This window comes from Streptomyces sp. R33, assembly GCF_041200175.1.
Classification (GTDB): Bacteria; Actinomycetota; Actinomycetes; order Streptomycetales; family Streptomycetaceae; genus Streptomyces; species Streptomyces katrae_B.
This window is the reverse complement of sequence record NZ_CP165727.1, coordinates 1,348,420-1,370,849: the sequence shown is the minus strand read 5'-3', so window position 1 is coordinate 1,370,849 and position 22,430 is coordinate 1,348,420. Positions and strand designations below refer to the sequence as shown.

At 72.9% G+C, this 22,430-nt stretch carries 24 protein-coding genes; 19 read left to right on the top strand and 5 right to left on the bottom strand.

What is annotated here, in order from left to right; translation table 11 throughout:
* Positions 1–6: 6 nt before the first annotated feature.
* A protein-coding gene (locus tag AB5J51_RS06760; RefSeq protein WP_369777147.1) for an IS5 family transposase occupies positions 7–854 on the top strand; the annotation gives its coding sequence in 2 pieces (ribosomal slippage) (positions 7–382 and positions 382–854; 849 coding nt in all).
* Between the two features lie 5 nt (positions 855–859).
* Here the strand turns inward: AB5J51_RS06760 and AB5J51_RS06755 are convergent.
* Positions 860–1,318, bottom strand: a complete 459-nt coding sequence (locus AB5J51_RS06755; RefSeq protein ID WP_133896042.1) for a MarR family winged helix-turn-helix transcriptional regulator — start codon at positions 1,316–1,318, stop codon at positions 860–862.
* Positions 1,319–1,529: 211 nt separating this feature from the next.
* Here AB5J51_RS06755 and AB5J51_RS06750 point away from each other — a divergent pair, with 211 nt between their 5' ends.
* The 3 genes from AB5J51_RS06750 (at position 1,530) to AB5J51_RS06740 (ending at position 5,001) form a co-directional block, all read left to right on the top strand.
* Positions 1,530–2,759: an MFS transporter gene (locus AB5J51_RS06750; RefSeq protein WP_369777146.1), complete on the top strand. Its 1,230-nt coding sequence runs from the start codon at positions 1,530–1,532 to the stop codon at positions 2,757–2,759.
* 49 nt (positions 2,760–2,808) lie between these two features.
* Positions 2,809–3,246: a heme-binding protein gene (locus AB5J51_RS06745; RefSeq protein ID WP_053789844.1), complete on the top strand. Its 438-nt coding sequence runs from the start codon at positions 2,809–2,811 to the stop codon at positions 3,244–3,246.
* 72 nt (positions 3,247–3,318) lie between these two features.
* Positions 3,319–5,001, top strand: a complete 1,683-nt coding sequence (locus tag AB5J51_RS06740; protein ID WP_369777145.1) for a glycoside hydrolase family 20 protein — start codon at positions 3,319–3,321, stop codon at positions 4,999–5,001.
* Between the two features lie 21 nt (positions 5,002–5,022).
* Here AB5J51_RS06740 and AB5J51_RS06735 read toward each other — a convergent pair whose 3' ends face one another.
* Both AB5J51_RS06735 and AB5J51_RS06730 read right to left on the bottom strand, forming a co-directional pair.
* Positions 5,023–5,325 (bottom strand): DUF3040 domain-containing protein, encoded by a 303-nt coding sequence (locus tag AB5J51_RS06735; RefSeq protein WP_053789846.1) that lies wholly within the window; start codon positions 5,323–5,325, stop codon positions 5,023–5,025.
* 139 nt (positions 5,326–5,464) lie between these two features.
* Positions 5,465–6,292 carry an endonuclease I family protein gene (locus AB5J51_RS06730; protein WP_369777144.1) on the bottom strand — a complete coding sequence of 276 codons (828 nt, stop codon included), beginning with the start codon at positions 6,290–6,292 and terminating at the stop codon, positions 5,465–5,467.
* A 262-nt stretch (positions 6,293–6,554) separates the two neighbouring features.
* Here AB5J51_RS06730 and AB5J51_RS06725 point away from each other — a divergent pair, with 262 nt between their 5' ends.
* Positions 6,555–7,121, top strand: coding sequence for a DJ-1/PfpI family protein (locus tag AB5J51_RS06725; protein WP_053789848.1), 567 nt, complete (start codon positions 6,555–6,557; stop codon positions 7,119–7,121).
* A gap of 154 nt (positions 7,122–7,275) precedes the next feature.
* A complete protein-coding gene (locus AB5J51_RS06720; RefSeq protein WP_053789849.1) occupies positions 7,276–8,238 on the top strand; it encodes an SMP-30/gluconolactonase/LRE family protein in 963 nt (320 codons plus the stop codon).
* Here AB5J51_RS06720 and AB5J51_RS06715 read toward each other — a convergent pair.
* Positions 8,222–9,034, bottom strand: coding sequence for a glutamate ABC transporter substrate-binding protein (locus AB5J51_RS06715; RefSeq protein ID WP_053789850.1), 813 nt, complete (start codon positions 9,032–9,034; stop codon positions 8,222–8,224). The genes AB5J51_RS06720 and AB5J51_RS06715 overlap by 17 nt on opposite strands.
* Before the next feature lie 433 nt (positions 9,035–9,467).
* Here AB5J51_RS06715 and AB5J51_RS06710 point away from each other — a divergent pair, with 433 nt between their 5' ends.
* Positions 9,468–10,025 (top strand): TerD family protein, encoded by a 558-nt coding sequence (locus tag AB5J51_RS06710; protein WP_240805489.1) that lies wholly within the window; start codon positions 9,468–9,470, stop codon positions 10,023–10,025.
* A 204-nt stretch (positions 10,026–10,229) separates the two neighbouring features.
* Here AB5J51_RS06710 and AB5J51_RS06705 read toward each other — a convergent pair whose 3' ends face one another.
* On the bottom strand, positions 10,230–10,862 hold the full coding sequence (locus AB5J51_RS06705; protein WP_053789852.1) for a TetR/AcrR family transcriptional regulator: 633 nt from the start codon (positions 10,860–10,862) through the stop codon (positions 10,230–10,232).
* A 238-nt stretch (positions 10,863–11,100) separates the two neighbouring features.
* Here AB5J51_RS06705 and AB5J51_RS06700 point away from each other — a divergent pair, with 238 nt between their 5' ends.
* The 12 genes from AB5J51_RS06700 (at position 11,101) to AB5J51_RS06645 (ending at position 22,375) form a co-directional block, all read left to right on the top strand.
* Positions 11,101–11,982, top strand: a complete 882-nt coding sequence (locus AB5J51_RS06700; RefSeq protein WP_369777143.1) for a phosphatase PAP2 family protein — start codon at positions 11,101–11,103, stop codon at positions 11,980–11,982.
* Complete coding sequence (locus AB5J51_RS06695; RefSeq protein WP_369777142.1) at positions 11,979–12,872, top strand: hypothetical protein; 894 nt, start codon at positions 11,979–11,981, stop codon at positions 12,870–12,872. Before AB5J51_RS06700 ends, AB5J51_RS06695 begins: the two co-directional genes overlap by 4 nt.
* Before the next feature lie 5 nt (positions 12,873–12,877).
* Entirely contained in the window at positions 12,878–13,198 is a 321-nt protein-coding gene (locus AB5J51_RS06690) for a hypothetical protein (RefSeq protein WP_369777141.1), read from the top strand.
* 75 nt (positions 13,199–13,273) lie between these two features.
* Entirely contained in the window at positions 13,274–13,540 is a 267-nt protein-coding gene (locus AB5J51_RS06685; protein WP_053789855.1) for a GlsB/YeaQ/YmgE family stress response membrane protein, read from the top strand.
* 72 nt (positions 13,541–13,612) lie between these two features.
* Positions 13,613–14,113 carry a ribonuclease E activity regulator RraA gene (gene rraA / locus AB5J51_RS06680; RefSeq protein WP_136226132.1) on the top strand — a complete coding sequence of 167 codons (501 nt, stop codon included), beginning with the start codon at positions 13,613–13,615 and terminating at the stop codon, positions 14,111–14,113.
* Between the two features lie 93 nt (positions 14,114–14,206).
* Positions 14,207–15,934 (top strand): peptide-N4-asparagine amidase, encoded by a 1,728-nt coding sequence (locus AB5J51_RS06675; protein WP_369777140.1) that lies wholly within the window; start codon positions 14,207–14,209, stop codon positions 15,932–15,934.
* Positions 15,935–15,961: 27 nt separating this feature from the next.
* Complete coding sequence (locus AB5J51_RS06670; protein ID WP_369777139.1) at positions 15,962–17,659, top strand: protein kinase; 1,698 nt, start codon at positions 15,962–15,964, stop codon at positions 17,657–17,659.
* 66 nt (positions 17,660–17,725) lie between these two features.
* Entirely contained in the window at positions 17,726–18,649 is a 924-nt protein-coding gene (locus AB5J51_RS06665; RefSeq protein WP_369777138.1) for a squalene/phytoene synthase family protein, read from the top strand.
* 95 nt (positions 18,650–18,744) lie between these two features.
* The gene (locus AB5J51_RS06660) at positions 18,745–19,737 is read left to right on the top strand and encodes an ATP-binding cassette domain-containing protein (RefSeq protein ID WP_369777137.1); all 993 of its coding nucleotides are present in this window, start codon (positions 18,745–18,747) and stop codon (positions 19,735–19,737) included.
* Positions 19,737–20,459, top strand: a complete 723-nt coding sequence (locus AB5J51_RS06655) for an ABC transporter permease (protein ID WP_107093671.1) — start codon at positions 19,737–19,739, stop codon at positions 20,457–20,459. The genes AB5J51_RS06660 and AB5J51_RS06655 overlap by 1 nt, the downstream gene beginning before the upstream one ends.
* Positions 20,460–20,480: 21 nt before the next feature.
* Entirely contained in the window at positions 20,481–21,773 is a 1,293-nt protein-coding gene (locus AB5J51_RS06650; RefSeq protein ID WP_369777136.1) for a sensor histidine kinase, read from the top strand.
* Positions 21,770–22,375, top strand: a complete 606-nt coding sequence (locus tag AB5J51_RS06645) for a response regulator (protein WP_369777135.1) — start codon at positions 21,770–21,772, stop codon at positions 22,373–22,375. Before AB5J51_RS06650 ends, AB5J51_RS06645 begins: the two co-directional genes overlap by 4 nt.
* Positions 22,376–22,430: the final 55 nt, after the last annotated feature.

Below are 22,430 nucleotides of genomic sequence, written 5' to 3'. Positions count from 1 at the left end.
GGTTGGATGTCCCTGAGAACGTTGATCTGGGGGTGTGGGGTGGCTCGGCGGAAGCCGTGGGAAGTGGACGATGAACTCTGGGCGGTGATCGAATCGCTCCTGCCGAGGGTGGAGCGACGGACTCGTCATCCTGGTCGGAAGCGGCATCCGGACCGGCTGGTGTTCCAGGGCATCCTGTTCGTTCTGCACACCGGGATCGCGTGGGAACACCTCCCGCAGGAACTGGGGTTCGGATCGGGCATGACCTGCTGGCGGCGCCTGGCTGAGTGGACCGAGGCCGACGTCTGGCCGCGGCTGCACGAGACCCTTCTGGCCCGGCTCCGCGGGGCCGGCGCTCTGGACTTCTCGCGGGCCGTGGTCGACGGCTCACACATACGCGCGTTAAAGGGGGCTCCAAAACAGGGCGAAGCCCCGTTGACCGGGGCAGGAATGGCAGCAAGCACCACCTGATCACCGATGCCACCGGCATTCCGCTTGCCGCCATCCTGACTGGCGGCAACCGCAACGACGTCACCCAGTTCATGCCCCTCCTCCAGGCCGTCCCACCGGTTCGCGGCAAGCGCGGCCGGCCCCGTCGGCGGCCCGACACGGTGCTCGGGGACCGCGGCTACGACCATGACAAGTACCGACGCCTGGCCTGGGCCCTGGGCGTGAAACCCGTCATCGCCCGACGCGGCGTCCCACACGGCTCCGGCCTCGGCACCGAACGCTGGGTTGTCGAGCGGGCCTTCGCCCACCTCCACTGGTTCCGCCGATTGCGGATCCGCTGGGAAGTCCGCGACGACATCCACGAAGCCTTCCTCAGCCTCGCTTGCTCACTCATCTGCTGGCGACGCCTGAAGTCATTCCGATAGCAGTTCTAAGAGCTAGAGCGGGTGTTCTCCACGGCTGCGACCAGCGGGGCGAGTTCGGGGTTGCGCGCCGCCTCGTCCAGCGCCTCGCGCAGCGCCGTGTCGTTGGTCGGCCGGGCGGCGGCCAGCAGGGCCAGGCCGGCCTCGCTCACGTCGGTGTAGATGCCCCGCCGGTCCGTGTCGCAGATGTAGCGGTTCAGCAGCCCGCGGTCCTCGAGCCGGCTGACCAGCCGGGTCGTCGCGCTCTGGCTGAGCACCACCGAGTCGGCCACCTGGTGCATCCGCAGGTGGCCGCCCGGGCCGCTGTGCTGGCGGCTCAGGACGTCCAGCAGTGAGTACTCGCGCACGCTCAGGCCGTGTCCGGCCTGCAGGGCCCGCTCGATGTGCGCCTCGATCCGCCCGTGCAGCAGGGAGAGGGCGCACCAGCCCTGGGCGAGGCCGGTCAGTGCGCTGTCGGTGGCCGTCATGGGCTGCTCTCCTTCGAACCGTGTCCCGTTGCCCGGACTCCCTGTGTCCTACAGGTGTCCTCCCAGGATAGGCCACTGCTGCAATAGCCCGCGCTTGCAAATATCACGCGTCTGCAATTAATGTGGACGCAAGTAAGCGGCGACGGCAAGCGCCACCCGCGACTGCACCGGCATCACCGCACCACCACCTCCCCCCTTGAAGGGCACCCTCATGCCTCTCGCACTCCTCGCCCTGGCCATCGGGGCCTTCGGGATCGGCACCACCGAATTCGTGATCATGGGCCTGCTCCCCGAGGTCGCCGCCGACTACGGCGTCTCGATCCCCACCGCAGGCTTCCTGGTCACCGGATACGCCCTCGGCGTCGTCCTCGGCGCCCCGCTCATGACCGTCCTCGGCACCCGCATCCCCCGCAAGCGCATGCTGATGCTGCTCATGGGCCTGTTCATCGCGGGCAACGTGCTCTCCGCGTTCGCCCCCGCCTTCGGCGTCATGCTCGCCGGCCGTGTCGTCGCCTCCCTCGCCCACGGCGCCTTCTTCGGCATCGGCTCCGTGGTCGCCGCCGGGCTGGTCGCGCCCGAGAAGAAGGCCGGCGCGATCGCCATGATGTTCACCGGCCTGACCGTGGCCAACGTCGTCGGTGTCCCGCTCGGCACCCTCGTCGGGCAGACCCTGGGCTGGCGCATCACCTTCCTGATCGTCGCCGCCCTCGGCGTGCTCGGCCTGCTCGGCATCGCCAGGCTGGTCCCCGAGCTGCCCCGGCCCGAGGGCGTCCGGATCCGCCACGAGCTGGCCGCCTTCCGCAACGTCCAGGTGCTGCTCGCCATGGCGATGACCGTCCTCGGCTTCGGCGGCGTCTTCGCCGCGATCACCTACATCACGCCGATGATGACCGACGTCGCCGGCTTCGCCGACACCTCCGTGACCTGGCTCCTCGTCCTGTTCGGCCTCGGCATGGTCGCCGGCAACCTCATCGGCGGCCGGTTCGCCGACCGCGCGCTGATGCCGATGCTCTACGTCTCCCTGGGTGCCCTGGCCGTCGTCCTGGCCGTCTTCACCCTCACCGCCCACACCAAGACCGGCGCCGCCGCCACGATCGTGCTGATCGGCGCGCTGGGCTTCGCGACCGTGCCGCCGCTGCAGAAGCGGGTCCTCGACCAGGCCGCCGGCGCCCCCACCCTGGCCTCCGCCGTCAACATCGGCGCCTTCAACCTCGGCAACGCGCTCGCCGCCTGGCTCGGCGGGCTCGTCATCGCCGCCGGGCTCGGCTGGACCGCCCCGAACTGGGTCGGCGCCGCCCTGGCCGCCTCCGCCCTGGTCCTCGCCCTCGTCTCCGGCGGGCTGGAGCGGCGAACCGCCGCCCGCCCCGACGGCGGCCGGGTCGTCGCGGCCGGAGCCCCGGCCGCCGTACCCGTCCCCGCCCCCGCCCCCGCCCACCACTGATCCACGACACCCCTCGTACCCCGTGCACCCCGACCCAGGAGAACCCCGCATGTCCAGCGCCCCCGCCCCCGCCCGTACCGCCGTCGCCCCGCTGACCACCGAGGACGCCGAGCTCCTGGTCTCCGCCGCCCGCACCGCCGCCGAGCAGGCCGGGGTCACGGTCAGCGTGACCGTCCTCGACGCCGGCGGGCACCCGCTCGCCTTCCGCCGCGACGACCGGGCAGTGCTGATCTCGGGCGAGACCAGCACCCGCAAGGCCTTCACCGCCCTCCAGCTCGACGCCCCGACCGCCGACCTCGTCGACGCCGTCCAGCCGGGCGGGCCGTTCCACACTCTGCCCACCGCCCTCGACCGGCCGCTGCTGTTCATCGCGGGCGGGCTGCCCGTCCACCGCGACGGCCGGCTCATCGGCGCCATCGGAGTGGGCGGCGGCGCCCCCGACCAGGACCACGCCTTCGCCGCGGCCGCCCTCGGCGCGCTTCTCTGACGCTCCCGCCCGGGTCTTCCGGGTCGCGCGCCCGTGTCCCCCGTGCCACGTTGGTACGGGGGACAGGGGTGCATGATGCGACAGTCCAGGCAGATCCGGTCCAGGCAGCTCAGGAAGGGCCACGTGCTCGCGACGGCAGCCGTCGCCGCGCTGGTCACCCTTGCCGTGCCCGGCTGCACGGCCGCCTCCGACGGGGCCCGCAGCCCCGCCGGCGAGGGCACCACGGGCTCCGCCGCCGGTGCCGCCACCGCCTCGGCGCAGGCCACCTCCGCGCCGACCACCTCGGCCGCTGCCCCCTCGCCGACCCCCTCGTACGCGCTGTCCACCGCCCCGCGCACCATTCCGGCCGTACGGGAGCACATCCCGGCCCGCGGCCCCGGCTGGAAGCCGGCCGCCGCCGCGCGGGTCGTCGTACCGCCCGCGAACGCCGCGGCCCTCGCCGACGAGGGGAGGCTGCTCGCCGGCGAGCTGCGCATGGGCTTCGCCGAGACGGCGGATGCGCGCCCCGGTGACGTGGAACTCGCCCTCGGCCCCAAGAGCTCCGGAGCGCCCGAGTCGTACACCCTCACCGTCCGGGGCGGCCGGGTCCGGGTCACCGGACCGGACGAGGCCGGGGTTTTCTACGGCACCCGCACCCTCAAACAAGCGGTGAAGTCCGCCGGTTCGGCCCCCGAGGGGATCGTGCGCGACGCCCCGGCCAAGCCCCAGCGCGGCCTGAACCTCGACATAGCCCGCAAGAACTTCACCGTGGGCTGGATCGAGGACCAGCTGCGCCGGATGGCCGACCTCAAGCTCAACCAGCTCGGCCTGCACTTCTCCGACGACCAGGCCTTCCGGATCCAGTCCGACACCCACCCCGAGATCGTCTCCACGCCCCACCTCACCAAGGCCCAGGTCCGGCAGATCAACGCCCTCGCCGCCCGCCTGCACATCACGGTCGTCCCCGAACTCGACTCCCCGGGCCACCTGGGCGCCGTGCTGCGCGCCCACCCCGCCCTCCAGCTGCGCGACGTACAGGGCCGGGCCGTGAAGGGCGCCGTGGACATATCGAACCCGGCCTCGGCCAAGCTCATCGACGAACTGCTCCGCGAGTACCTGCCGTTGTTCCCCGGCGCGTTCTGGCACCTGGGCGCCGACGAGTACCAGGCGCTGGTCTACCGCGACCCGCAGGCCTCCTTCCCGCAGCTCGCGCGGGCGGCGCAGCAGAAGTACGGACCCTCGGCGCGCATCCAGGACCTGGCGGAGGGATGGCTCAACGACCGGGCGGACGTGGTGCGTCCGGCCGGCAAGGTGCCCAAGGCGTGGAACGACGGCTTCTTCACCGGAGGCGTGGTCCAGGCGGCCAAGGACATCCAGGTCGAGTACTGGACGGGCAAGGAGCTCGGGGCCCGGCCGCCACTGGAGTACCTGCGCGAGGGCCGCAAGGTCGTCAACCTCAACGACGAGTACCTCTACTACGTGCTCGGCCAGCCCAACCAGTTCACGTACCCCACCGGCAAGCGGATCTACGAGCAGTGGACCCCGCTCGTACTGCGCGGCAGCACCGCTGTGCCCGCCCGCTACGCGGCGCAGATACTCGGCGCGCGGCTCGCCGTGTGGTGCGACCTGGCCGGCGCCCAGACCCAGGCCCAGGTCGCCGAGGGGATCCGGCTGCCCCTGGCGGCACTGTCCCAGAAGGTCTGGGACAGCCGCCCGCCGCAGCCCGCCTGGGCCGACTTCAAGGCCCTCGCCGACCGGCTCCAGCCTCCGGGGTGACCCGTACGGGCGCAGGCGCCGCTACGGGCGGCCCGTGCGCTGCCAGCGGCGCCGGATCCACTGGCCGAGCAGCGGCAGGGCAAGGATCACGGTCAGGGTCCAGGCCGCGGCGAAACCCCAGATCAGCGGTAGTGAGACGGTGACCGAGGCCGCGACCAGCAGGGCCAGCGTCACCGCACCGAGAAGGCAGGCGGCCAGGGTGCGGTGACGCGGGCGTGCGTGCGCGGAGCGCAGGATCCGGACGAGGGAGCGGTCACCCTTGAGATCGGCCTCGATCGCGGAGAGCGCGCGCCGCTCGCGGTCGGACAGTCCGGCTCCGTCCATGACGACCTCCATCGGCTGCCGTCGCCGGGCGGCGCGCACCGCAGCCTCTGGCCTGCGAATACCCGACCTGGCGCGGCCCAACCCTCGCAGGCCGCCACCCGGCCGGGCGGCGGCCTGCGGGCTGGGGTTCCCGGCAGGGTCACCAGATGGAGTTGACCCACTCCGGGTGGTCGATGAACGGGTTCCGGTTGTGCTGGAACGTGTCGAATATGACCTGGTTGCGGCGCTGCTCGAAGGCGTCCGGCGGGTCCTGCTGGTTCCACTGCTTCAGCAGGGAGATGCGGCCGAAGAGCGGGGCGGTGCCGTTGTTGACCTTGTCGTTCATCTCGAGGTCCGCGAAGCCGTCGCCGCCCTCGTAGCGCACGGCCATGTAGAGCAGCATGCGGGCGACGTCGCCCTTGACCGCGTCGCGCGGCTCGAAGGAGTCGGAGTCGGTGAAGCTGCCGGGGGCCTCCGAGACCGGGCTGCCGCCGTTGTCGAAGTCCTTGTTGCCGCGCGTGCTGTTGACCGTGACGTCCTCGGGGCGCAGGTGGTGCAGATCCGTGCCCGGGCCGGTCGCGGTGCCGAAGTCGCCGTGGCTCTTGGCCCAGACGTGCTCGCGGTTCCAGTCGTTGACGCCGCCGCCGTTGGTGGACTTGGACTGGGAGCGGCCCGAGTAGACGAGGATGACGTTGTTCGGGTTCGCCGGGTCCTGGTCGGTCACCTTCAGCGCGTTCCACACGCCGTCGTAGGTCACCTTGGACTGGTTCTTGATGATGTCGTGGAGCGCGGTCTTCAGCGCGGCTCCGGTCTTGCCCTCGGCGGCCGCGTAGTACGAGTCGGCCGAGGTTGCGGTGGCGGTGGTGGCGGCCGCGTCGGCGTGGGGCGCCGCAGTCCGCTGCGAGCCGGCCGACGCAGTGGCCGGAATGAGGACCAGGGCCGCTACGGCGAGCCCGGCGGCCCAGGGCGTGCGTGGGGAGATTTTCATGGTGTGGGGGATACCTCTTCGCAGGCACCGCCCCCGCCATGGCAGTTGGCGGGGCATCAGGTGGCAGAGCCGAGGCTCACATTGTCATGTGCCCTTCAGGTTAAATCCATGTGTCGGAAGGCTGGATTCTGCCCCTGGTGACCGCTGGGCCGAACGGGTGAGTACCTCTTGGCAGAACGCGCCGCTGCGGGCACGGTGGCGGGGGCCCCGGCCGGGGCCGCGCGGACGTGCACACCGTGAACCTGCCTACCGGGAGCAGCCCATGGCACCGAAGATCCTGATCGTGACCGGCGACGCGGCGGAGTCGCTCGAGGTCCTCTACCCGTACCAGCGCCTGCGCGAGGAGGGGTACGAGGTGCACATCGCGGCGCAGTCGGTGAAGAAACTGCGGTTCGTGGTGCACGACTTCGAGGACGGCTTCGACACCTACACCGAGAAGCCCGGCTACACCTGGCCCGCCGACGTGGCGTTCGCCGACGTGGTTCCCGAGGAGTACGCGGCCGTGGTCGTCCCGGGCGGCCGCGCGCCGGAGTACCTGCGCAACGATCCCGAGGTGCGGCGGATCCTGGCCGCCTTCACCGGCTCCGACAAGCCGATCGCCCAGATCTGCCACGGCCCGCTCATCACGGCCGCGAGCGGCGGGCTGGACGGCCGCCGGGTGACCGCGTACCCGGCGCTGGAACTCGACATGAAGGCCGCGGGGGCGGCGTACGAGGACTCCGAAGCCGTGGTCGACGGCACCCTGGTCTCGGCGCGCGCCTGGCCCGACCACTCGGCCTGGATGCGGGAGTTCCTGAAGGTGCTCGGCGCCAAGGCGCCGCTGGCCTGACGTACCCGGAGGGGCGGTGAAGGGGAGGCTCCCCATTCCCTTGTGAAAGGTCCGGGCCCGGGGCGGACCGGACGGCTGTCGTGTGCTGAGGTGGGAGGGTCAACCGACGCGTTGCAACCACCGCTGTTCACAAGGCGGTCGAAAGGACACCACCGTGACGGGACCCTTGGGCCGGCGCAGTTTCCTCGGCGCGGCCGCAGCTCTCGGCGGCGCCGCGCTCGTGGGGCCGCTCGCACCGCTCGCCCGGGCCCGGACCACCGCGTCCCGGCCGGACACCCTTCCCACCCCGCCCGGATTCCAGCCCGAGGGCATCGCCGTCTCGCCGGGCGGGCTCGCCTACACGGGGTCGCTGATCGACGGTGCGATCTACCGCGTGGACCTCGCCACCGGGGCCGGGCGGATCCTGACCGGGGGGCAGGGCCCGGGTGCGATGTCCGTCGGACTCAAGCTGGACGGGCACGGCCGGCTGCTCGTCGCCGGCGGTGCGGACGGCCGGATCCGCGTCGTGCACGCCGGGGACGGCCGGGTACTGGCCACCCACCAGGCGGCCACCGGGACCGCCTTCGTCAACGACGTCGTCGTCGGCTGCGGGGGAGCCTGGTTCACCGACTCCTTCAACGACGTGCTGTACTTCCTGCCCGCCGGTTCGGGCTCCGGTTCCGGCCGGGCCCCGCGTGCCGTGGCGCTCACGGGTGACTGGGCCCCGACCCCGCCCGGCGGCCAGGTCTGGGGCTCCAACGGCATCGAGCGGACCCCGGACGGCCGGGCGCTGCTGGTGGTCAACGACAACGTGAAGGCGCTGTTCCGTGTCGACCCGCGCACCGGCGCCGCCGCCAGGGTCCCGCTCGACGGGGGATCGGTGGCCAACGGCGACGGGCTCGTGGTGCAGGGGCGCACGCTGTACGTCGTCCGCAACTGGGACTACGCCGTCGACGTGTTCACGCTCAGCGCGGACGGCCGCCGGGGCCGGTTCGTCAAGCAGATCACCGATCCGCGCTTCGACGAGCCGACGACGGCGGCGGTCCACGGCGGACGCCTCTACGTGGTGAACGCCGCCTTCGACTCCGACTGGTCGGATCCGGCCACCGCGTCGGCGATCGTCAGCTGCCCGTCGTGATCACGGGGGCGGGCTCGTTCCTGTAGTTGGGGCCGAAGTTCTTCTTCACGGCCGCCTCCCAGGACCCGTCCTGGACCATCTTCTTCAGGGCGGCGTTGATCTTGCCCTGGAGCTCCTTGTCGCCCTTCTTGACGCCGATGCCGTAGCTCTCGTTGCTCAGGCTCAGCCCGACCAGCTTGAACTTGCCCGCGTTGATCTTCTGTGCGGCGTAGCCGGCCAGGATGGAGTTGTCGGTGGTCATGGCGTCGACCACGCCGTCCTGGAGCGCGATGACGCAGTCCGAGTAGCCGTCTTGCTCCAGGAGGCTCGCCTTGGGAGCCAGCTTCTCCTTGACGTTCTGCGCCGAGGTGGAGCCGGTGACCGAGCAGAGCTTCTTGTTGTTGAGGTCCTCGGCCTTGGTGATCGTGGTGTCGTCGGCGCGGACCAGCAGGTCCTGGTGCGCGAGGAAGTAGGGGCCGGCGAAGTCGACCTTCTCCTTGCGCTTGTCGTTGATCGAGTAGCTGGCCGCGACGAACTCGACCTCGTTGTACTGGAGCAGCAGTTCGCGGTCGGAGCTGTCGACCTTCTTGAACTCGATCTGCTCGGGCTTGTAGCCCAGCTCCTTGGCGATGTACGTCGAGACGTCCACGTCGAAGCCGGAGAAGACCCCGCCCTGCTCGCGCAGCCCCACACCCGGCTGGTCGAACTTGATGCCGATGGAGAGGTTCCCCTTGGGGCCGCTGTCACCGCCGCAGCCTGTGGCGGTCAGGGCGAGGCCGATCACTGCGGCCAAAGCACCGGCCTGGGGAACCTTCATGCTGCACTCTTTCCTCGGGTACGCGGGACCCGCCGGCGGGATCGCCGGCAGCGGGTGGAACCGCGGGTACGTACGAAGCGTCAAGACGCGTGTACGAGGAAGCTAGGAAGACGGTGGGCGCGGTGTCACTGGAATTGAGCAAAGCTTGAGGTAACGATCCGGTGCGACCGGCGTTCCTATGGCGCATTGTGCTTCGAACGGGATAAACGGGGCCCGGCGCGGGCGGCGTCCGGAGCGGATCTGTCACGGAGCGTGATCGACCCGGCCGGGGCGGATGCCCTGCGGTCGCCGGTGCGGCCGGAGGTCGTACACGTCGGGCCCGGGTCCTCGGGGAAGCGGCCCAAACTGGCCGGGAACGTACGCTCGTCCGGACCGGCAGGGCCGCGGCATGAAAGCATGGCCGGGCAACACCGGCGAGCGGAGGGGGAGTTCGGTGAGCACGTCGACGACGAGCGGAGTGCGCAAGAGCCTGGCCAAGGTGGAGATCGCCCTGCGGTGGGATCCGAGCCCCTCGGGCACGCCCGCCCATGACCTGGACATCATCGCGGCGGTGTACGGTGCCGCGGACCCCCACGGGGAGCCGGTCCACCTCGTGCACTTCGGCAGCCGTTCGCCCGACGGCACCATCACGCTGAACCGCGACAGCCACACCGGTCAGGGGTTCGGGTTCGACGAGGTCATGACCCTCGAACTGAACCGGATGGCGCCCGCGCTGGGGCGGGTGGTGGTGGGCGTGGTCATCCAGGAGGCCGGCCCGCCCGGCGCCCGTACGAAGACCTTCGCGGTCATAGGCGGTACGGGGGTCCGGATCCGGGAGGGCTACACCGATCTCGCGGTGAGCGATTTCGCGGGGGTCCCGGCGGCCACCGCGGCCACGGTCGCGGAGTTCACACGCGACGCCTCGGGGGTCTGGTCGCTGGACGCCGCCGTACGGGGCTTCGACGCCGACCCGGAGGAGTTCACCCGGGTCATGGGCGCCCTGCGGTCCTGACGGCGTTGACGCTGTGGCTTTGACCTTGGACCTGTTGCTCCTGTGGCTTTGGCGTGCGGCTTTGACGTGAGGCCGCACAGACCGGGCGGTGGTCACTCCCTCGAGTGAGTGACCACCGCCCCGTCCGGGTGGCGCGCTGCCGCCGTCCCCACGAGGCAGCGCGGGCGGATCGCCGTCAGGTCATCGCGACGGCGGCCCACCGGTTCAGGGGGCCGGGGCCCGGTTCCCGTCCGGGACGGGGATCGGGGCCAGGCCCAGGGCGGGCAACAGGGCCCCGTCGACGAACCGGACCAGGTAGTCGGCATCGGCGTACCGCCCCTCCAGCACCGGCCGGATCCGCAGCACGCCCATCAGCTGGGCCGGCAGGAACTCCAGGGCCGGATGGTCCGCCGCGACCTCGCCTCGCGCCACGGCCCGCGCCACCATCGCGTCGAACGCGGCGAGCTCCGGCTCGACCAGCGCCTCGCGCAGAGCCGCCTGCAGCTCCTCGTCGCTGAGCACGGCATGCCCGAGGGCCTGGGTGAGGCGGGTGTCGCGCCCCGAGTTGCCGGCCGCGATCCGGGCCGCCTCGCGCAGGTCGCCGGCGAGCGTGCCGGTGTCCACGGCGACCAGCGTGCCCTGCCGGTGTGCGCGCAGGGCGGCCGCGACCAGCTGGGGCTTGGTCTTCCACTGCCGGTAGAGCGTCGACTTCCCGCAGCAGGCACGGGCGGCGACGCCCTCCATGGTCAGGGCCTCGTATCCGTGCTCGCGCAGCTGCTCCAGGACGGCGTCGTAGAACTCCTGCACCCGCTCCGGGGTGATCTTGGAGCGGCGCGCGGCGGGCGGCGTCGACGTCATGGTGAGCGGCTCTCCTCGGGGGTTCCGCGGTGGTTGGTTCCGTAAGGAAAGTGTACGGGAACGCGAGCGTATCGGTACACCAGCGTATCGATACGCGAATGTATCGATACACTGGCGTGTCGATGTGCTCGCGACCGGCTCCGGCCGCCGTACACCGGCGCACCAGCGCGTGACCATCCGCACGACGCACCATCCGCGTTCAAGCGGCGCGCGAGTACAGGAAGAGAGAGTTGGGGGAATGAGCTCCCACACGACACCTGGCGGGCCGGCCGACGGCCCGGCAACCGGGCAGCGGCGACGCCTCATACGTGAGCTGCTGCTCGTCGCGGGTCTGTTCGCCGTCTACAAGGCGGGCCGGATGCTCTCCACGGACCGCACCGACGAGGCCTTCCGCGACGCCGGCCGGATCTGGGACGCCGAACGCAGCCTGCACCTGCCCGGCGAGGGCGCGGTCCAGCGGCTGCTCCTGCACGGGGACGCCCTCGTGCACACCGCGAACACGTACTACGCGGCCGTGCACTTCCCCGCGACCGCCGCCTTCCTGATCTGGCTGTACCTGCGCAGACCCGGCCACTACCTGTGGGCCCGGCGCGTACTCGCCGTCCTGACCGGCGCGGCCCTGGCGCTGCACCTCGCCTTCCCGCTCGCGCCACCGCGGATGCTCGGCGCCGCGCACCTGGTGGACACCGGGCAGGTCTACGGGCCCTCGGTCTACCGTGCCGCGCCCGCCGCCGACACCATGGCCAACCAGTTCGCCGCGATGCCCTCGCTGCACTTCGGGTGGGCGCTGATGCTGGCGCTCGGCATGATCGCCGCCACCCGCTCCCGCCGGCGCGTGCTGTGGCTGCTGCACCCGCTGCTGACGCTGCTCGTGGTCGTCGGCACCGCCAACCACTACTGGCTCGACGCGATCGTCGCGACCGTGCTGCTCGGCGGCGCGCTGCTGGTCGTCCCGCGCCCGCAGGCGCGTACCGGCTCGCTGCCCGTCGTACGGCACCTGCCGCGCCCGCGGAACGCCGCGGGGGCGGACGCTGCGTCCCGGGAGGCCCCGGCCGAGGTCGCAGGGGCCGGTTCCCAGGTCGTGGGGGCCGGTTCCGAGGCCGTGGGGGTCGCCCGATGAACGCCACCGTCCTCGCCGTCGCGCTCTGCCTCGCCTCCGCCGTGGCCTACGCCTCCGCCGCCGTGGCCCAGGAGCGGCTCGCCCGGGCCGCGGTCGCCCGCAGCGCCGGCGCCCTGTTCGGCAACGGGGCCTGGTGGTGGTCGGCCGGGCTGAACGCGGGCGCCGCGCTGCTGCACGCGGCCGCCCTTCGCTACGGCCCGCTCACCCTGGTCCAGCCGCTCGGCGCGCTGACCCTGGTCGCCGCCGTCCCGCTCGGGGCCCGCGGAGCCGGCCGCCGGGTCGCGGCCACCGAGTGGCGGGGCACCCTGGCCACCGTCGTCGGGCTCGGCCTGCTGCTGCTCCCGGCCTCCGGACCGGCCCCCGACGACACCCTCACCCTGGCCGAGGCACTCGGCGTGTCCGGGGTGACCGCCATCGCGATCGTCCTGCTGACCGCACGCCGGGACGTGAGCTCGGGGCTGCGGCACGCGACGGCGTCCGGGCTGGCCTCCGCCGTGGCCTCCGCCCTGACCCAGACGGTGGCCGTCGCGGGCGGCCGCGGCGGGGCCCTGCTCAGCGTGCGGGTCGTCTCCGTGGCCCTGCTCGTCGTGGTGTTCGCGGTCGGCGGGATGCTGCTGTCCCAGCGGGCCTACCGGGGCGGGCTCGGGGCGCCGCTTGCCGTCGTGAACCTGGCCAACCCGCTGGCCGCGGCCGCGATCGGCATGGTCCTGCTGGGCGAACGCCTCCAGGGCGGCGCGATGGGGATCCTGCTCGCCACCGCCGGCGCGCTCGCGGCCGCGCGCGGGGTACTGCTGCTGACGCGGACGGCCCCGACCGCGGCCCCGGTTCCCGCACCCGCACCTGCACCCGCGCCGGCAGCCGCCGTGGCGATCACACGTGTGCCAGCATGACGGGTATGGCTGACGGATCGTTCCTCTCGCTCTGGTCCAAGAATTCGGTGCTGTCCATCGGTTCGGTCGGCTCGGTGCTCTGCATCGGCTCCGCCGGCAGCGTGCTGTCGGTCGGGTCCGTGGGCTCCGCGCTCTCGATCGGTTCCGCGGGGTCCTGGCTGAGCTCGGGCTCCGTGCTCAGCGCGCTGTCGAGCCGCTCCGTGCTCTCCTTCCGGTCCACCCGGGCGGTGCTCGGAAGAGGGCCCCGCGCAGGGCTCGCGACCGCCGCGGTGGCGTCGGCGGCAGCGGCCGCCGGGGTCGCGCTCGTACGGACCCGCCGCAGCTGAGAACCGTTTCGCCGGTGTTCGCGTCCTCCCCCGTGAACGCGAACACGCATGCACGACGAAGCGGAGTGAACACACATGGGGATCGTGAGCTGGATCGTCCTGGGACTGCTGGCCGGCTTCATAGCCAAGGTCCTGCTGCCCGGCCGCGACCCCGGCGGCCTGATCGGGACCACCCTCATCGGCATCGCCGGAGCCTTCGTCGGCGGCTGGCTCTCCGCGAAGTTCCTGGACAAGCCGATCGCCAACGAGTTCTACGACCCTGCCACCTGGGGCTCCGCGATCGCGGGCTCGCTGGTCCTGCTGATCGGCTACCGGATCCTGTTCGGCAACTCCCGCGACTGAGTGGCGCCGGGAGCACTGCTTAGGCTGGGGCCGCACGGCGCGACGTACGAGCTGCGAGGAGCCCCGAGTCATATGAGCGTCACTCCCGACACTCCCATCACGCCCGTCCCCACGAGCGACCTGTACGACGAGTACGGCGAGGGCCTCGCCATCTGCACCACGCCGTTCCGCCAGTTCGGCGGGCGCCGGCTCTTCGCGGGCCCGGTGCGGACCGTCACCTGTCACGAGGACAACGCGCTGCTGCGCGAACTGGTCAACACCCCGGGCGAGGGCGCGGTCCTCGTCGTGGACGGCGGCGGATCCCTGCGCACGGCCCTCACCGGCGACCTCATCGCCGCAGCCGCGCAGCGCAACGGCTGGGCGGGCCTGATCGTCAACGGCGCGGTCCGCGACAGCGTGGCCCTGGGCGGACTCGACCTCGGCATCAAGGCACTGGGCACGGTCCCCCGCAAGAGCGGCAAGACGGGCGCGGGCACGGTGGACGAGCCGGTCACGATCGGCGAAGCCACGTTCCGCCCGGGGGACACGGTCCACGCGGACGACGACGGCACGGTCGTCCTGCGCACCGTGTAACCGCGCGCAACCCGTAGCCAGGGGCGAGATTCGGCCAGGGGCGGGGCAGGAGCCCTGGTGTCCACCCGGTCGGGCGGGATTCACTGCGGGGCCATGAGACGACACAGGATCATGGGCCTGCTCGGCGCACTCGCGCTCGCCGCGGGCACCCTGGCCGCCGCCGCGGGACCCGCGGCAGCGGCCGACACCACCGCACGCGCGGGCGGCGCCCCCCGCGCCGCCGAAGCGGTCCCGCAGGACCCGGCAGCCGGTTCGGCCGCGCCCCGACCCGGCGCCGGCGCCGAGCCGCCCCCCGAGTTCGGCACCGACTGGCACGACCCCCTCACCGCCGCCCCGCCCGTCGCCCGCCCCGCGACCCGGTCCTGCGAGGTGACCGTCGCCGAGGCCCAGTTCCGCGACTACACGCCCTACCTGGGGAACTACACGCCCCCGGCAGCATGCGGCAGCGGCGCCTGGGCCAAAGTCGTCCTGCGCCTCGACGGCAAGGTCAAGGGCCGTCAGTACGACCGCCTCGGCCACCTCTCCCTCGGCGGCATCGAGATCCTGCGCACCTCCACCCCCGAGCCCTCGCCCGACGGCATCACCTGGTCCGTCGAGAAGGACGTCACCCGCTACCGCGACACCCTCAGCCGGCCGCAGCCCGTCGAGATGCTGATCGGCAACGTCGTCAACGAGACCTACACCGGCGTCATCGACGTCAAGGTCACACTCACCTTCTACGCCGCCGACGGGGACCGGCATGCCCCCGCCCCCGACACCCCCGACCGCGTCCTCCCGCTCACCACCCCCTCCGTCACCACCCCGCGCAACACCGAGCGGCTCCTCGCCGAGGTGTACGCCACCGGCTCCGGCGGCGGCTGCGAGGAGTACTGGTACATGACCACCCCCGACGCCGCCCCGTACTCCTGCAAGGCCGCCGAAGGCCCCTACCGCGAGGTCCGGATCTCCGTCGACGGACAGCTCGCCGGCATCGCGGCCCCCTTCCCGACCGTGTGGACCGGCGGCTGGTCGAACCCCTTCCTCTGGTACGTCACCCCTGCGCCCCGCGCCTTCGACGTCCAGCCGATCGTCTACGACCTCACCCCCTACGCCGCCCTCCTCAACGACGGCCGCCCGCACCGGATCGAGGTGTCCGTCGCCGGCGTCCCGGCCGGGCAGAGCGGCTGGAGCACCCCGGTGAACCTCCTCCTGTGGCAGGACGAAGGGCGCACGGTGGTCACCGGCTCCCTCACCCGGCACGAGGAGGGCGAGCCGGCCAACTCCACCCGCTGGACGCCCGCCACACCCGGCACCCCTGCTGCACAGCACCGCCTCGACACCGAGGGCGGCCACCGCCTCACCGTCGCCGGCCGGCTCGACACCTCCCACGGCCGGGTCACCACCACCGTCACCCGCGCCGTCCACAACACCTCCGTGCACCGCTGGACGGAGGGCGAGAACCAGGACGCGCTGACCGCCACGTGGACCGACGAGGAGAGCGTCACCCGCGGCGCCACCACCGTCCGCACCGCACGCACGTACGCGATGGACGGCGAGACCACCCTCGGCGCCGGGGACCGGCTGCGCACCGTCATCGCACTCGGCGACCGCGCCGAGACGACCACCCTGCGTGGCGGCCGGACCGTGGACCGGACCCGGCTCGACGACCGGTACACGGGCGACGCCGCCTACACCGCGAACGTCCCGCGCGAGCAGCGGCACGCGGTCGGCACCAGCTCCGAGCGCTACCAGCTGTACGGGGCGGACACCGGGCGCGGCTGCTACGACCGCACGCTGACCACCGTCCAGGGCACGGTGACGGTGGACCGCCGACGCTGCTGACACCGGCTGCCCCTACGATGACCGGCCATGGACATGAGTGAGGCCGGCAGACAGCTGGTCGACGGCCGCTTCGAACTGATCGCGCCGCTGGGCGCCGGCGGTATGGGCACGGTGTGGCGCGCCCACGACATCGCACTGCACCGCGACGTCGCCCTGAAAGAGGTGCGCCCGCCGGACCCGGCGACCGCCGCCGCCCAGCCCGGACTCACCGTCCAGCTGCGCGAGCGCGCCATCCGCGAGGCCCGGGCGCTCGCCCGGCTGGCGCACCCGCACGTGGTGACGATCCACCACATCGTCGAGCCCGCGGCCGGTACCGACGGGCACCCGTGGATCGTGATGGAGCTGGTCAAGGGCGGCTCCCTGCACGACAGGCTGGAGTCGGGGCCGATGCCCGTCGCCGACGTGCTGCGGCTCGGCCTCGACGTGCTGTCCGCGCTGCGCGCCGCCCACGCCGAAGGGGTGCTCCACCGCGATGTGAAGCCGGCCAACGTGCTGCTGCGCCCCGACGGCTCGGCCGTGCTGACCGACTTCGGCATCGCGGCCCTGCACGGTTCGACCGCCCTCACCTCCACGGGCGTGCTCATCGGCTCGCCGGAGTACATCGCCCCGGAGCGGGCCCGCGGCGAGGAGGGCCTGGCCGCCTCCGACCTGTGGTCGCTCGGCATGCTGCTCTACGTCGCCGCGGAGGGGACCCACCCGCTGCGCCGGGCCACCACCCTGGCCACGGTCGTCGCCGTGCTCGACGAGCCGATCCCGGCTCCGGTGCGCTCCGGCCCGCTGGGGCCCGTACTGGAACGGCTCCTCGTACGGGACCTGTCCGTACGGCCCGACGCGGCGCAGCTGGAACAACTGCTCCGGGACGCCAGCACTGCTCTCGCCGGCGGTGCCCCGCCGACCGCTTCGCCCACGGCTCTGGGCCAGTTCGGGCCGCCGAGCCCGCAGCCGGGGATCGGCACCGGCCAGACCCGGCCCGTGCAGCCGCAGATCCCGCAGCCCTATGCGCCGGCGGCGCCCTTCACCCCCGGGGGCGGGTCCCCGTACTCGGTCACCGCGCCCGTCCCGGCGGCACACGCCCCGCGCCGCCGCCCGGTACTGCTCGGCGGCCTCCTCGCACTGGTCCTGGCAGGCGGCGTGATCGGGCTCGTCAAGTGGCTCCCCGACGGCGAAGGCGGCAGCGGCTCCGCGAAGGGCGGTGACACCGTCGCCAGTACGGGCCCCTCCACCGCCGCCAGCCCCAAGGCGAGCCTCCCCAAGCCGGTCGGCAGCCCGGTCGCCGCCCCCAAGGGCAGCCTGCTCACCCCCGCCAACGTGCGCACCGCGCTCGAGGCGCTCAAGCAGAAGTCCGGCACGACCGAGTTCGTGGAGATGACGGTCTACGAGGAGTACGTGCTCGCCTCCGTCCCCACCGGCCCGGGAGCCAAGACCTACGACCGCTACCAGTACCGGGACGGCGAGGCGAAGCGCACCGGCCCCGGCGGCACCGTCAAGCCGGACGAGCCGCTGATCGACATGGCGGCCGTCAACTGGGACGCGCTGCCCGGCCTCCTCGACCGGGCCAAGCAGGAGCTCGGCGTGGCCAACCCGACCTCCCGCTACGTCATCGTCGAGCCCTGGCTCTTCGACCAGAGCCCGTCCATGCGGCCCTACCTCAGCGACGAGTACGGGCAGGGCGGCTACGTCTACGCCGACACCCAGGGCAACGTGAAGAAGGTCTACCGCTCCTGACATCGTGTACCCGTACGCATGCCGCACTTGCGTACGGCCCTTCACGGTTCGAGGAGTACGACCACCATGCCCAGTTGGCGCACCACCCTGACGGCGGCCGGAATCCAGGACCCCCGGCTGCGCGACGACTACACCTACGTCGCCCGCCGGGTCCTGCGCCGCGAACCGGCCCCGTACCTGACGCTGCGCCTGCTCGCCGCGCCGCCGCTGGTGCCCTGGCTGGCGGCGGGGGTGGGCTTCATGAACCTCGTCGACGACGTGGCGGAGACCGGCACCCCGCAGGAACGATCCGCCGGTCTGGCCGCGCTCGCCGGGCAGGTGGAGGCGGCCCTGAAGACCGGCGACAGCCGCGACCCGCTGCTGCGCGCGTACGCCCACGCCGTCGCGTCCCGCGGCCTGCCCGAGCACTGGGTCTCGCGGTTCCTGGCGGGCGCCGCCACCGCCGAGGCCTGCTTCGACGGCTTCGAGACCGACGAGGACTTCCAGGCCTACCTCGACGCCTACGCCTGGCCCGGGGTGCTGGTCTTCACCGGACTCCAGTACCAGGGTGGCCCCGACGAGGAACAGGCCGCCGCGTGGCGGCGGTTCGTCGACGCCGCCCAGCGGGTCGACTTCCTCGCCGACCTCGCCGGAGACCTCGCGGAGGGCCGGCTCTGCCTCCCGCGGGCCCGCCTCGCCGAGCACTCCGTCACCCGGGCCGACCTCGAACAGGCCCGCGACACCCCGGCCGTACGCGCACTCCTCGCCGCCGAAACCCGGCTCGCCAGGGCCGCCCTGGACGCCACCGACGGCATCCTCGACCTGGTCGAGCCGGGCCTGCGCCCGGTGATCGCCACCATGACCGAACTCATGGGGCACCAGCTGACCGCGGTGGAACGGGCCGGTGTCGGGTCCCTGCGCAAGGACGTCGGCTACGGCCTGGTGGCCCCCGTCCGCACCCTGATGCGCGCCCGGGCCGGCCGGTCCCGTCTCCGGCCGGGCGTCGCCTAGGGGGTCCGCGGTCATCCCGTCGGGACATTTGTACTGGTGGGGTGCGTACATGCGCATCTGCCGGGGGACCCCGCCCGGTCCCTAGCGTGAGGGGCATGACGCAGACGACGCCCACCCCACGGCCGACGCGGCCGACACGGACCGCGAAGCCGCCGAACGCCGAGCCGGCGATCCGCTTCCGGCACGCCGCCAAGTCCTTCGGCACCGTCCACGCCGTGGCGGGCATCGACCTCGACGTCCGGCGCGGCGAGACGGTCGCCCTGCTCGGCCGCAACGGCGCCGGGAAGTCCACCGCCATCAGCCTGCTGCTCGGCCTGAACGAGCCCGACGCCGGCAGCGTCCGGCTCTTCGGACAGACCCCCGCGCAGGCGGTGCAGGGCGGCCGGGTGGGCGCGATGCTCCAGGAGGGGCGCGCCGTACCGCGGATCACCGTGCGCGAGCTCATCGGCTTCGTCGCGCGGACCTACCCGGCCCCCCTTCCCGTGGCCGAGGCCCTGGAGCTCGCCGGGCTCACGGAACTCGCCGGCCGGCGCATCGACCGGCTCTCCGGCGGCCAGGCCCAGCGCGTCCGCTTCGCCGTCGCCCTCGCCGGCAACCCGGAGCTGATCGTGCTCGACGAGCCGACCGCCGCCCTCGACGTGGAAGCGCGCCGCGCCTTCTGGGAGTCCATGCGCAGTTATGCCCGGCGCGGCAACACCGTCCTGTTCTCCACGCACTACCTGGAGGAGGCCGACGCCCACGCCGACCGGATCGTGGTCCTCGACGGCGGCCGGATCGTCGCCGACGGCACGGGCGAGCAGCTGCGCCGCGCCGCCGGCCGGTCACTGGTCTGCGTCGACCTGGCCGGACGCCCCACCGAGGGCCTCGGCGAACTGCCCGGGGTGGTCTCCGTAGAGGTACGGGCAGACCGTGCGCGGCTGCGTACGGAGGACCCGGACGCCACGGTCGTCGCCCTCGCCGCCCTCGGCGCAGTCCGCGGGATCGAGGTCACCGCGCCCTCGCTCGACGACGCCTTCCTCGCCCTCACCGAGACCCACACCCACACCCCCACGCACCTCCACACCGCTGCTGCCGGGAGCGCCCGATGATCACCGCCTACGTCCGCCTGGAAGTCCGCCGTACCCTGCGCGACACCGGCTTCGTCGTCTTCGGCATCGGCATGCCGGTGCTGATGTACCTGCTCTTCACCAACCTCGGCACCGACGGCGGCGCCGGCGAGTGGAAGACGGCCTCCATGGTGGCCATGGCCGCCTACGGGGCCCTGGGCGCGGCCCTGTCGACCGGGAACGGCGTCGCCGAGGACAAGGGCATCGGCTGGCTGCGCCAGCTGCGGGTCACCCCGATGACCCCACGCCAGGTGGTGGCCGGCCGGGCCCTGACCGGCTCGGTGATCGTGCTGCCGGCCCTCGCCGCCGTGCTCGCGGCCGGGGCGTTCGTCAACGGAGTCCGGCTCGAGGCCTGGCAGTGGGCCGCCGTCACCCTCGTCCTGTGGCTCGGTGCGCTCCCCTTCACCCTGCTCGGCATCGGCAACGGCTACCGGCTCACCGCCCAGACGACCGGTGTGGTCAACGTGGGGTGCAGCCTCGCGCTCTCCGTCGTCGGCGGACTCTGGTTCCCGGTCGAGCTGTTCCCGGACTGGCTGAGCTCCCTGTCCGGCTTCACCCCGACGCGCCGGTTCGCCGAGATCGGACAGTCCCTCGCCGCCGGGGCGGCCCCCGGCCCGGCCGCGGTCGCCGTGCTCGCCGTATGGGCCCTGCTGTTCGGCTCGTACGCGGTGCTCTCGTACCGTCGGTCCGCGAGGACGGTGTGACGCATGAAGCGGGGAACCAGCATGAAACTGCAGGACAGGCGCAGGAACAGGGAGGCCCGGAAGGCGGACTGGGCGGTCCGCAAAGCCGAATGGCGAGCGCGGGAGAAGCGCCGCAAGGCGAGTGGCGAGGCCCCCGATCACGGCTGCGGCCCGATGGCCCCGTCCAACGCCTTCGCGCTGCTGCCCTGGCTGCTGCTCGGCATGGGAGCCATCTCCAACGTCATCAAGGGGGAGACCCCCAACCCCTGGATCGGCGCCCTCGGCCTGCTGCTCTTCAACTCCCTGTACGTCACCCTGGTGTTCCGCGCCTTCGACCGGCGGGCCCGGGAGGCGGCCGGTACCCGCTGGTGCCTGGCCGCCCTCGGCGCCGTCACCTGCGCCCTCGCCCTGGGGTACGGGGGCAACTGGCTGCTGTTCTTCCCGCTGTGGGGCCTGGCCACCGGCGCGGTGCTCCGGGGCCGCAAGCTCGGCCCGGTGATGTTCGTCGTCACCGCCCTCGCCGGGGCGATCGCGGGACTGGACGAGGGCTGGGACACCCTCGGCATCGCCTACGGGACGCTCGTGTCCGGCATGGTCACCGCGGCCATCCTCGCCCTGTCCGAGACGGTCAAGGAACTGCGCGAGACACGGCAGGAGCTGGCCCGGGCCGCCGTGGACCAGGAGCGGCTGCGCTTCTCCCGCGATCTGCACGACCTGCTCGGCCACACCCTCTCGGTGATCGTCGTGAAATCGGAGGCGGCCCGCCGGATCGCCCCCCGGGACATGGACGCGGCCCTCGGCCAGATCGCGGACATCGAGTCCGTCGGGCGCCAGGCGCTCACCGAGATCCGCGAGGCCGTCACCGGATACCGCGAGGCCAGCCTCGCGGCCGAACTCGACCGGGCCCGGGACGCGCTGACCGCCGCCGGGATCGAGCCCGTCGTACGGCAGTCCGGGCCCCCGCTGCCTCCGCAGGCGGCGGCCCTGCTGGGCTGGGTGGTCCGCGAGGCCGCCACCAACGCGATCCGGCACAGTGGCGCGACGACCTGCGAGATCGAGGTACGGAGCTCCGCGGAACGGGTCGGCCTGGTGATCACCGATGACGGGAACGGCGTAGGCTCGACCCCGCCGGGCAGCGGACTGACCGGCCTGGCCGAAAGGCTCGCAGCGGCGGGCGGCACCCTCGTCGGCGGCCCGGTCCCGGGCCCGCGTCGCGGCTTCCGGGTCACCGCCGAACTCCCGGTGGAGCCGGCCGGACCGGAGGGCGTGGGGAGCGCGGAGCGCCCGGAGCGCCCGGAGCGCCCGGGGATCCGGGAGAACGAGGAGAGTCGATGATCAAGGTCCTGCTCGCGGAGGACCAGGGCATGATGCGCGGCGCGCTGGCGCTGCTGCTCGGCCTGGAGGAGGACATCGAGGTCGTGGCGCAGGTCGGCGCCGGGGACGAGATCGTGCCCGCCGCGATCGCGACGCGGCCGGACGTGGCCCTGCTCGACATCGAACTCCCGGGGCTCAGCGGACTCAACGCCGCCGCCGAGCTGCGCACGCGCTGCCCCGACTGCCGGGTGCTGATCCTGACCACCTTCGGACGCCCCGGCTATCTGCGCCGGGCGATGGAGGCGGGGGCCGCCGGGTTCCTGGTCAAGGACGGGCCGGTGGAGGAACTGGCCGCCGCGGTACGCCGGGTGCTCGCCGGGGAGACCGTGATCGACCCCTCGCTCGCGGCGGCCGCGCTCAGCGCCGGCCCCAATCCGCTGACCGCGCGCGAGGTCGACGTGCTGAACGCCGCGGTCGACGGGGCCACCGTGGCGGACATCGCGGCCCGGGTCCACCTGTCCGAGTCGACGGTACGGAACTACCTGTCCTCGGCCATCGGCAAGACCGGCACCCGCAACCGCATGGAGGCCGTCCGCGCGGCCCGCCGCCAGGGCTGGCTCTGACGGCGCGGACGGGGTGGGAGACCTACGGAGGGGCTGCGGGGGCCGCTGGGTTCTC

Excerpts from the sequence above, each read along its gene's own strand:
- AB5J51_RS06755 (WP_133896042.1), bottom strand. The coding sequence starts at position 1,318 with ATGACGGCCACCGACAGCGCACTGACCGGCCTCGCCCAGGGCTGGTGC.
- AB5J51_RS06750 (WP_369777146.1), top strand. The coding sequence starts at position 1,530 with ATGCCTCTCGCACTCCTCGCCCTGGCCATCGGGGCCTTCGGGATCGGC.
- AB5J51_RS06745 (WP_053789844.1), top strand. The coding sequence starts at position 2,809 with ATGTCCAGCGCCCCCGCCCCCGCCCGTACCGCCGTCGCCCCGCTGACC.
- AB5J51_RS06740 (WP_369777145.1), top strand. The coding sequence starts at position 3,319 with ATGATGCGACAGTCCAGGCAGATCCGGTCCAGGCAGCTCAGGAAGGGC.
- AB5J51_RS06735 (WP_053789846.1), bottom strand. The coding sequence starts at position 5,325 with ATGGACGGAGCCGGACTGTCCGACCGCGAGCGGCGCGCGCTCTCCGCG.
- AB5J51_RS06730 (WP_369777144.1), bottom strand. The coding sequence starts at position 6,292 with ATGAAAATCTCCCCACGCACGCCCTGGGCCGCCGGGCTCGCCGTAGCG.
- AB5J51_RS06725 (WP_053789848.1), top strand. The coding sequence starts at position 6,555 with ATGGCACCGAAGATCCTGATCGTGACCGGCGACGCGGCGGAGTCGCTC.
- AB5J51_RS06715 (WP_053789850.1), bottom strand. The coding sequence starts at position 9,034 with ATGAAGGTTCCCCAGGCCGGTGCTTTGGCCGCAGTGATCGGCCTCGCC.
- AB5J51_RS06705 (WP_053789852.1), bottom strand. The coding sequence starts at position 10,862 with ATGACGTCGACGCCGCCCGCCGCGCGCCGCTCCAAGATCACCCCGGAG.
- AB5J51_RS06700 (WP_369777143.1), top strand. The coding sequence starts at position 11,101 with ATGAGCTCCCACACGACACCTGGCGGGCCGGCCGACGGCCCGGCAACC.
- AB5J51_RS06695 (WP_369777142.1), top strand. The coding sequence starts at position 11,979 with ATGAACGCCACCGTCCTCGCCGTCGCGCTCTGCCTCGCCTCCGCCGTG.
- AB5J51_RS06690 (WP_369777141.1), top strand. The coding sequence starts at position 12,878 with ATGGCTGACGGATCGTTCCTCTCGCTCTGGTCCAAGAATTCGGTGCTG.
- AB5J51_RS06685 (WP_053789855.1), top strand. The coding sequence starts at position 13,274 with ATGGGGATCGTGAGCTGGATCGTCCTGGGACTGCTGGCCGGCTTCATA.
- rraA (WP_136226132.1), top strand. The coding sequence starts at position 13,613 with ATGAGCGTCACTCCCGACACTCCCATCACGCCCGTCCCCACGAGCGAC.
- AB5J51_RS06675 (WP_369777140.1), top strand. The coding sequence starts at position 14,207 with ATGAGACGACACAGGATCATGGGCCTGCTCGGCGCACTCGCGCTCGCC.
- AB5J51_RS06670 (WP_369777139.1), top strand. The coding sequence starts at position 15,962 with ATGGACATGAGTGAGGCCGGCAGACAGCTGGTCGACGGCCGCTTCGAA.
- AB5J51_RS06665 (WP_369777138.1), top strand. The coding sequence starts at position 17,726 with ATGCCCAGTTGGCGCACCACCCTGACGGCGGCCGGAATCCAGGACCCC.
- AB5J51_RS06660 (WP_369777137.1), top strand. The coding sequence starts at position 18,745 with ATGACGCAGACGACGCCCACCCCACGGCCGACGCGGCCGACACGGACC.
- AB5J51_RS06650 (WP_369777136.1), top strand. The coding sequence starts at position 20,481 with ATGAAACTGCAGGACAGGCGCAGGAACAGGGAGGCCCGGAAGGCGGAC.
- AB5J51_RS06645 (WP_369777135.1), top strand. The coding sequence starts at position 21,770 with ATGATCAAGGTCCTGCTCGCGGAGGACCAGGGCATGATGCGCGGCGCG.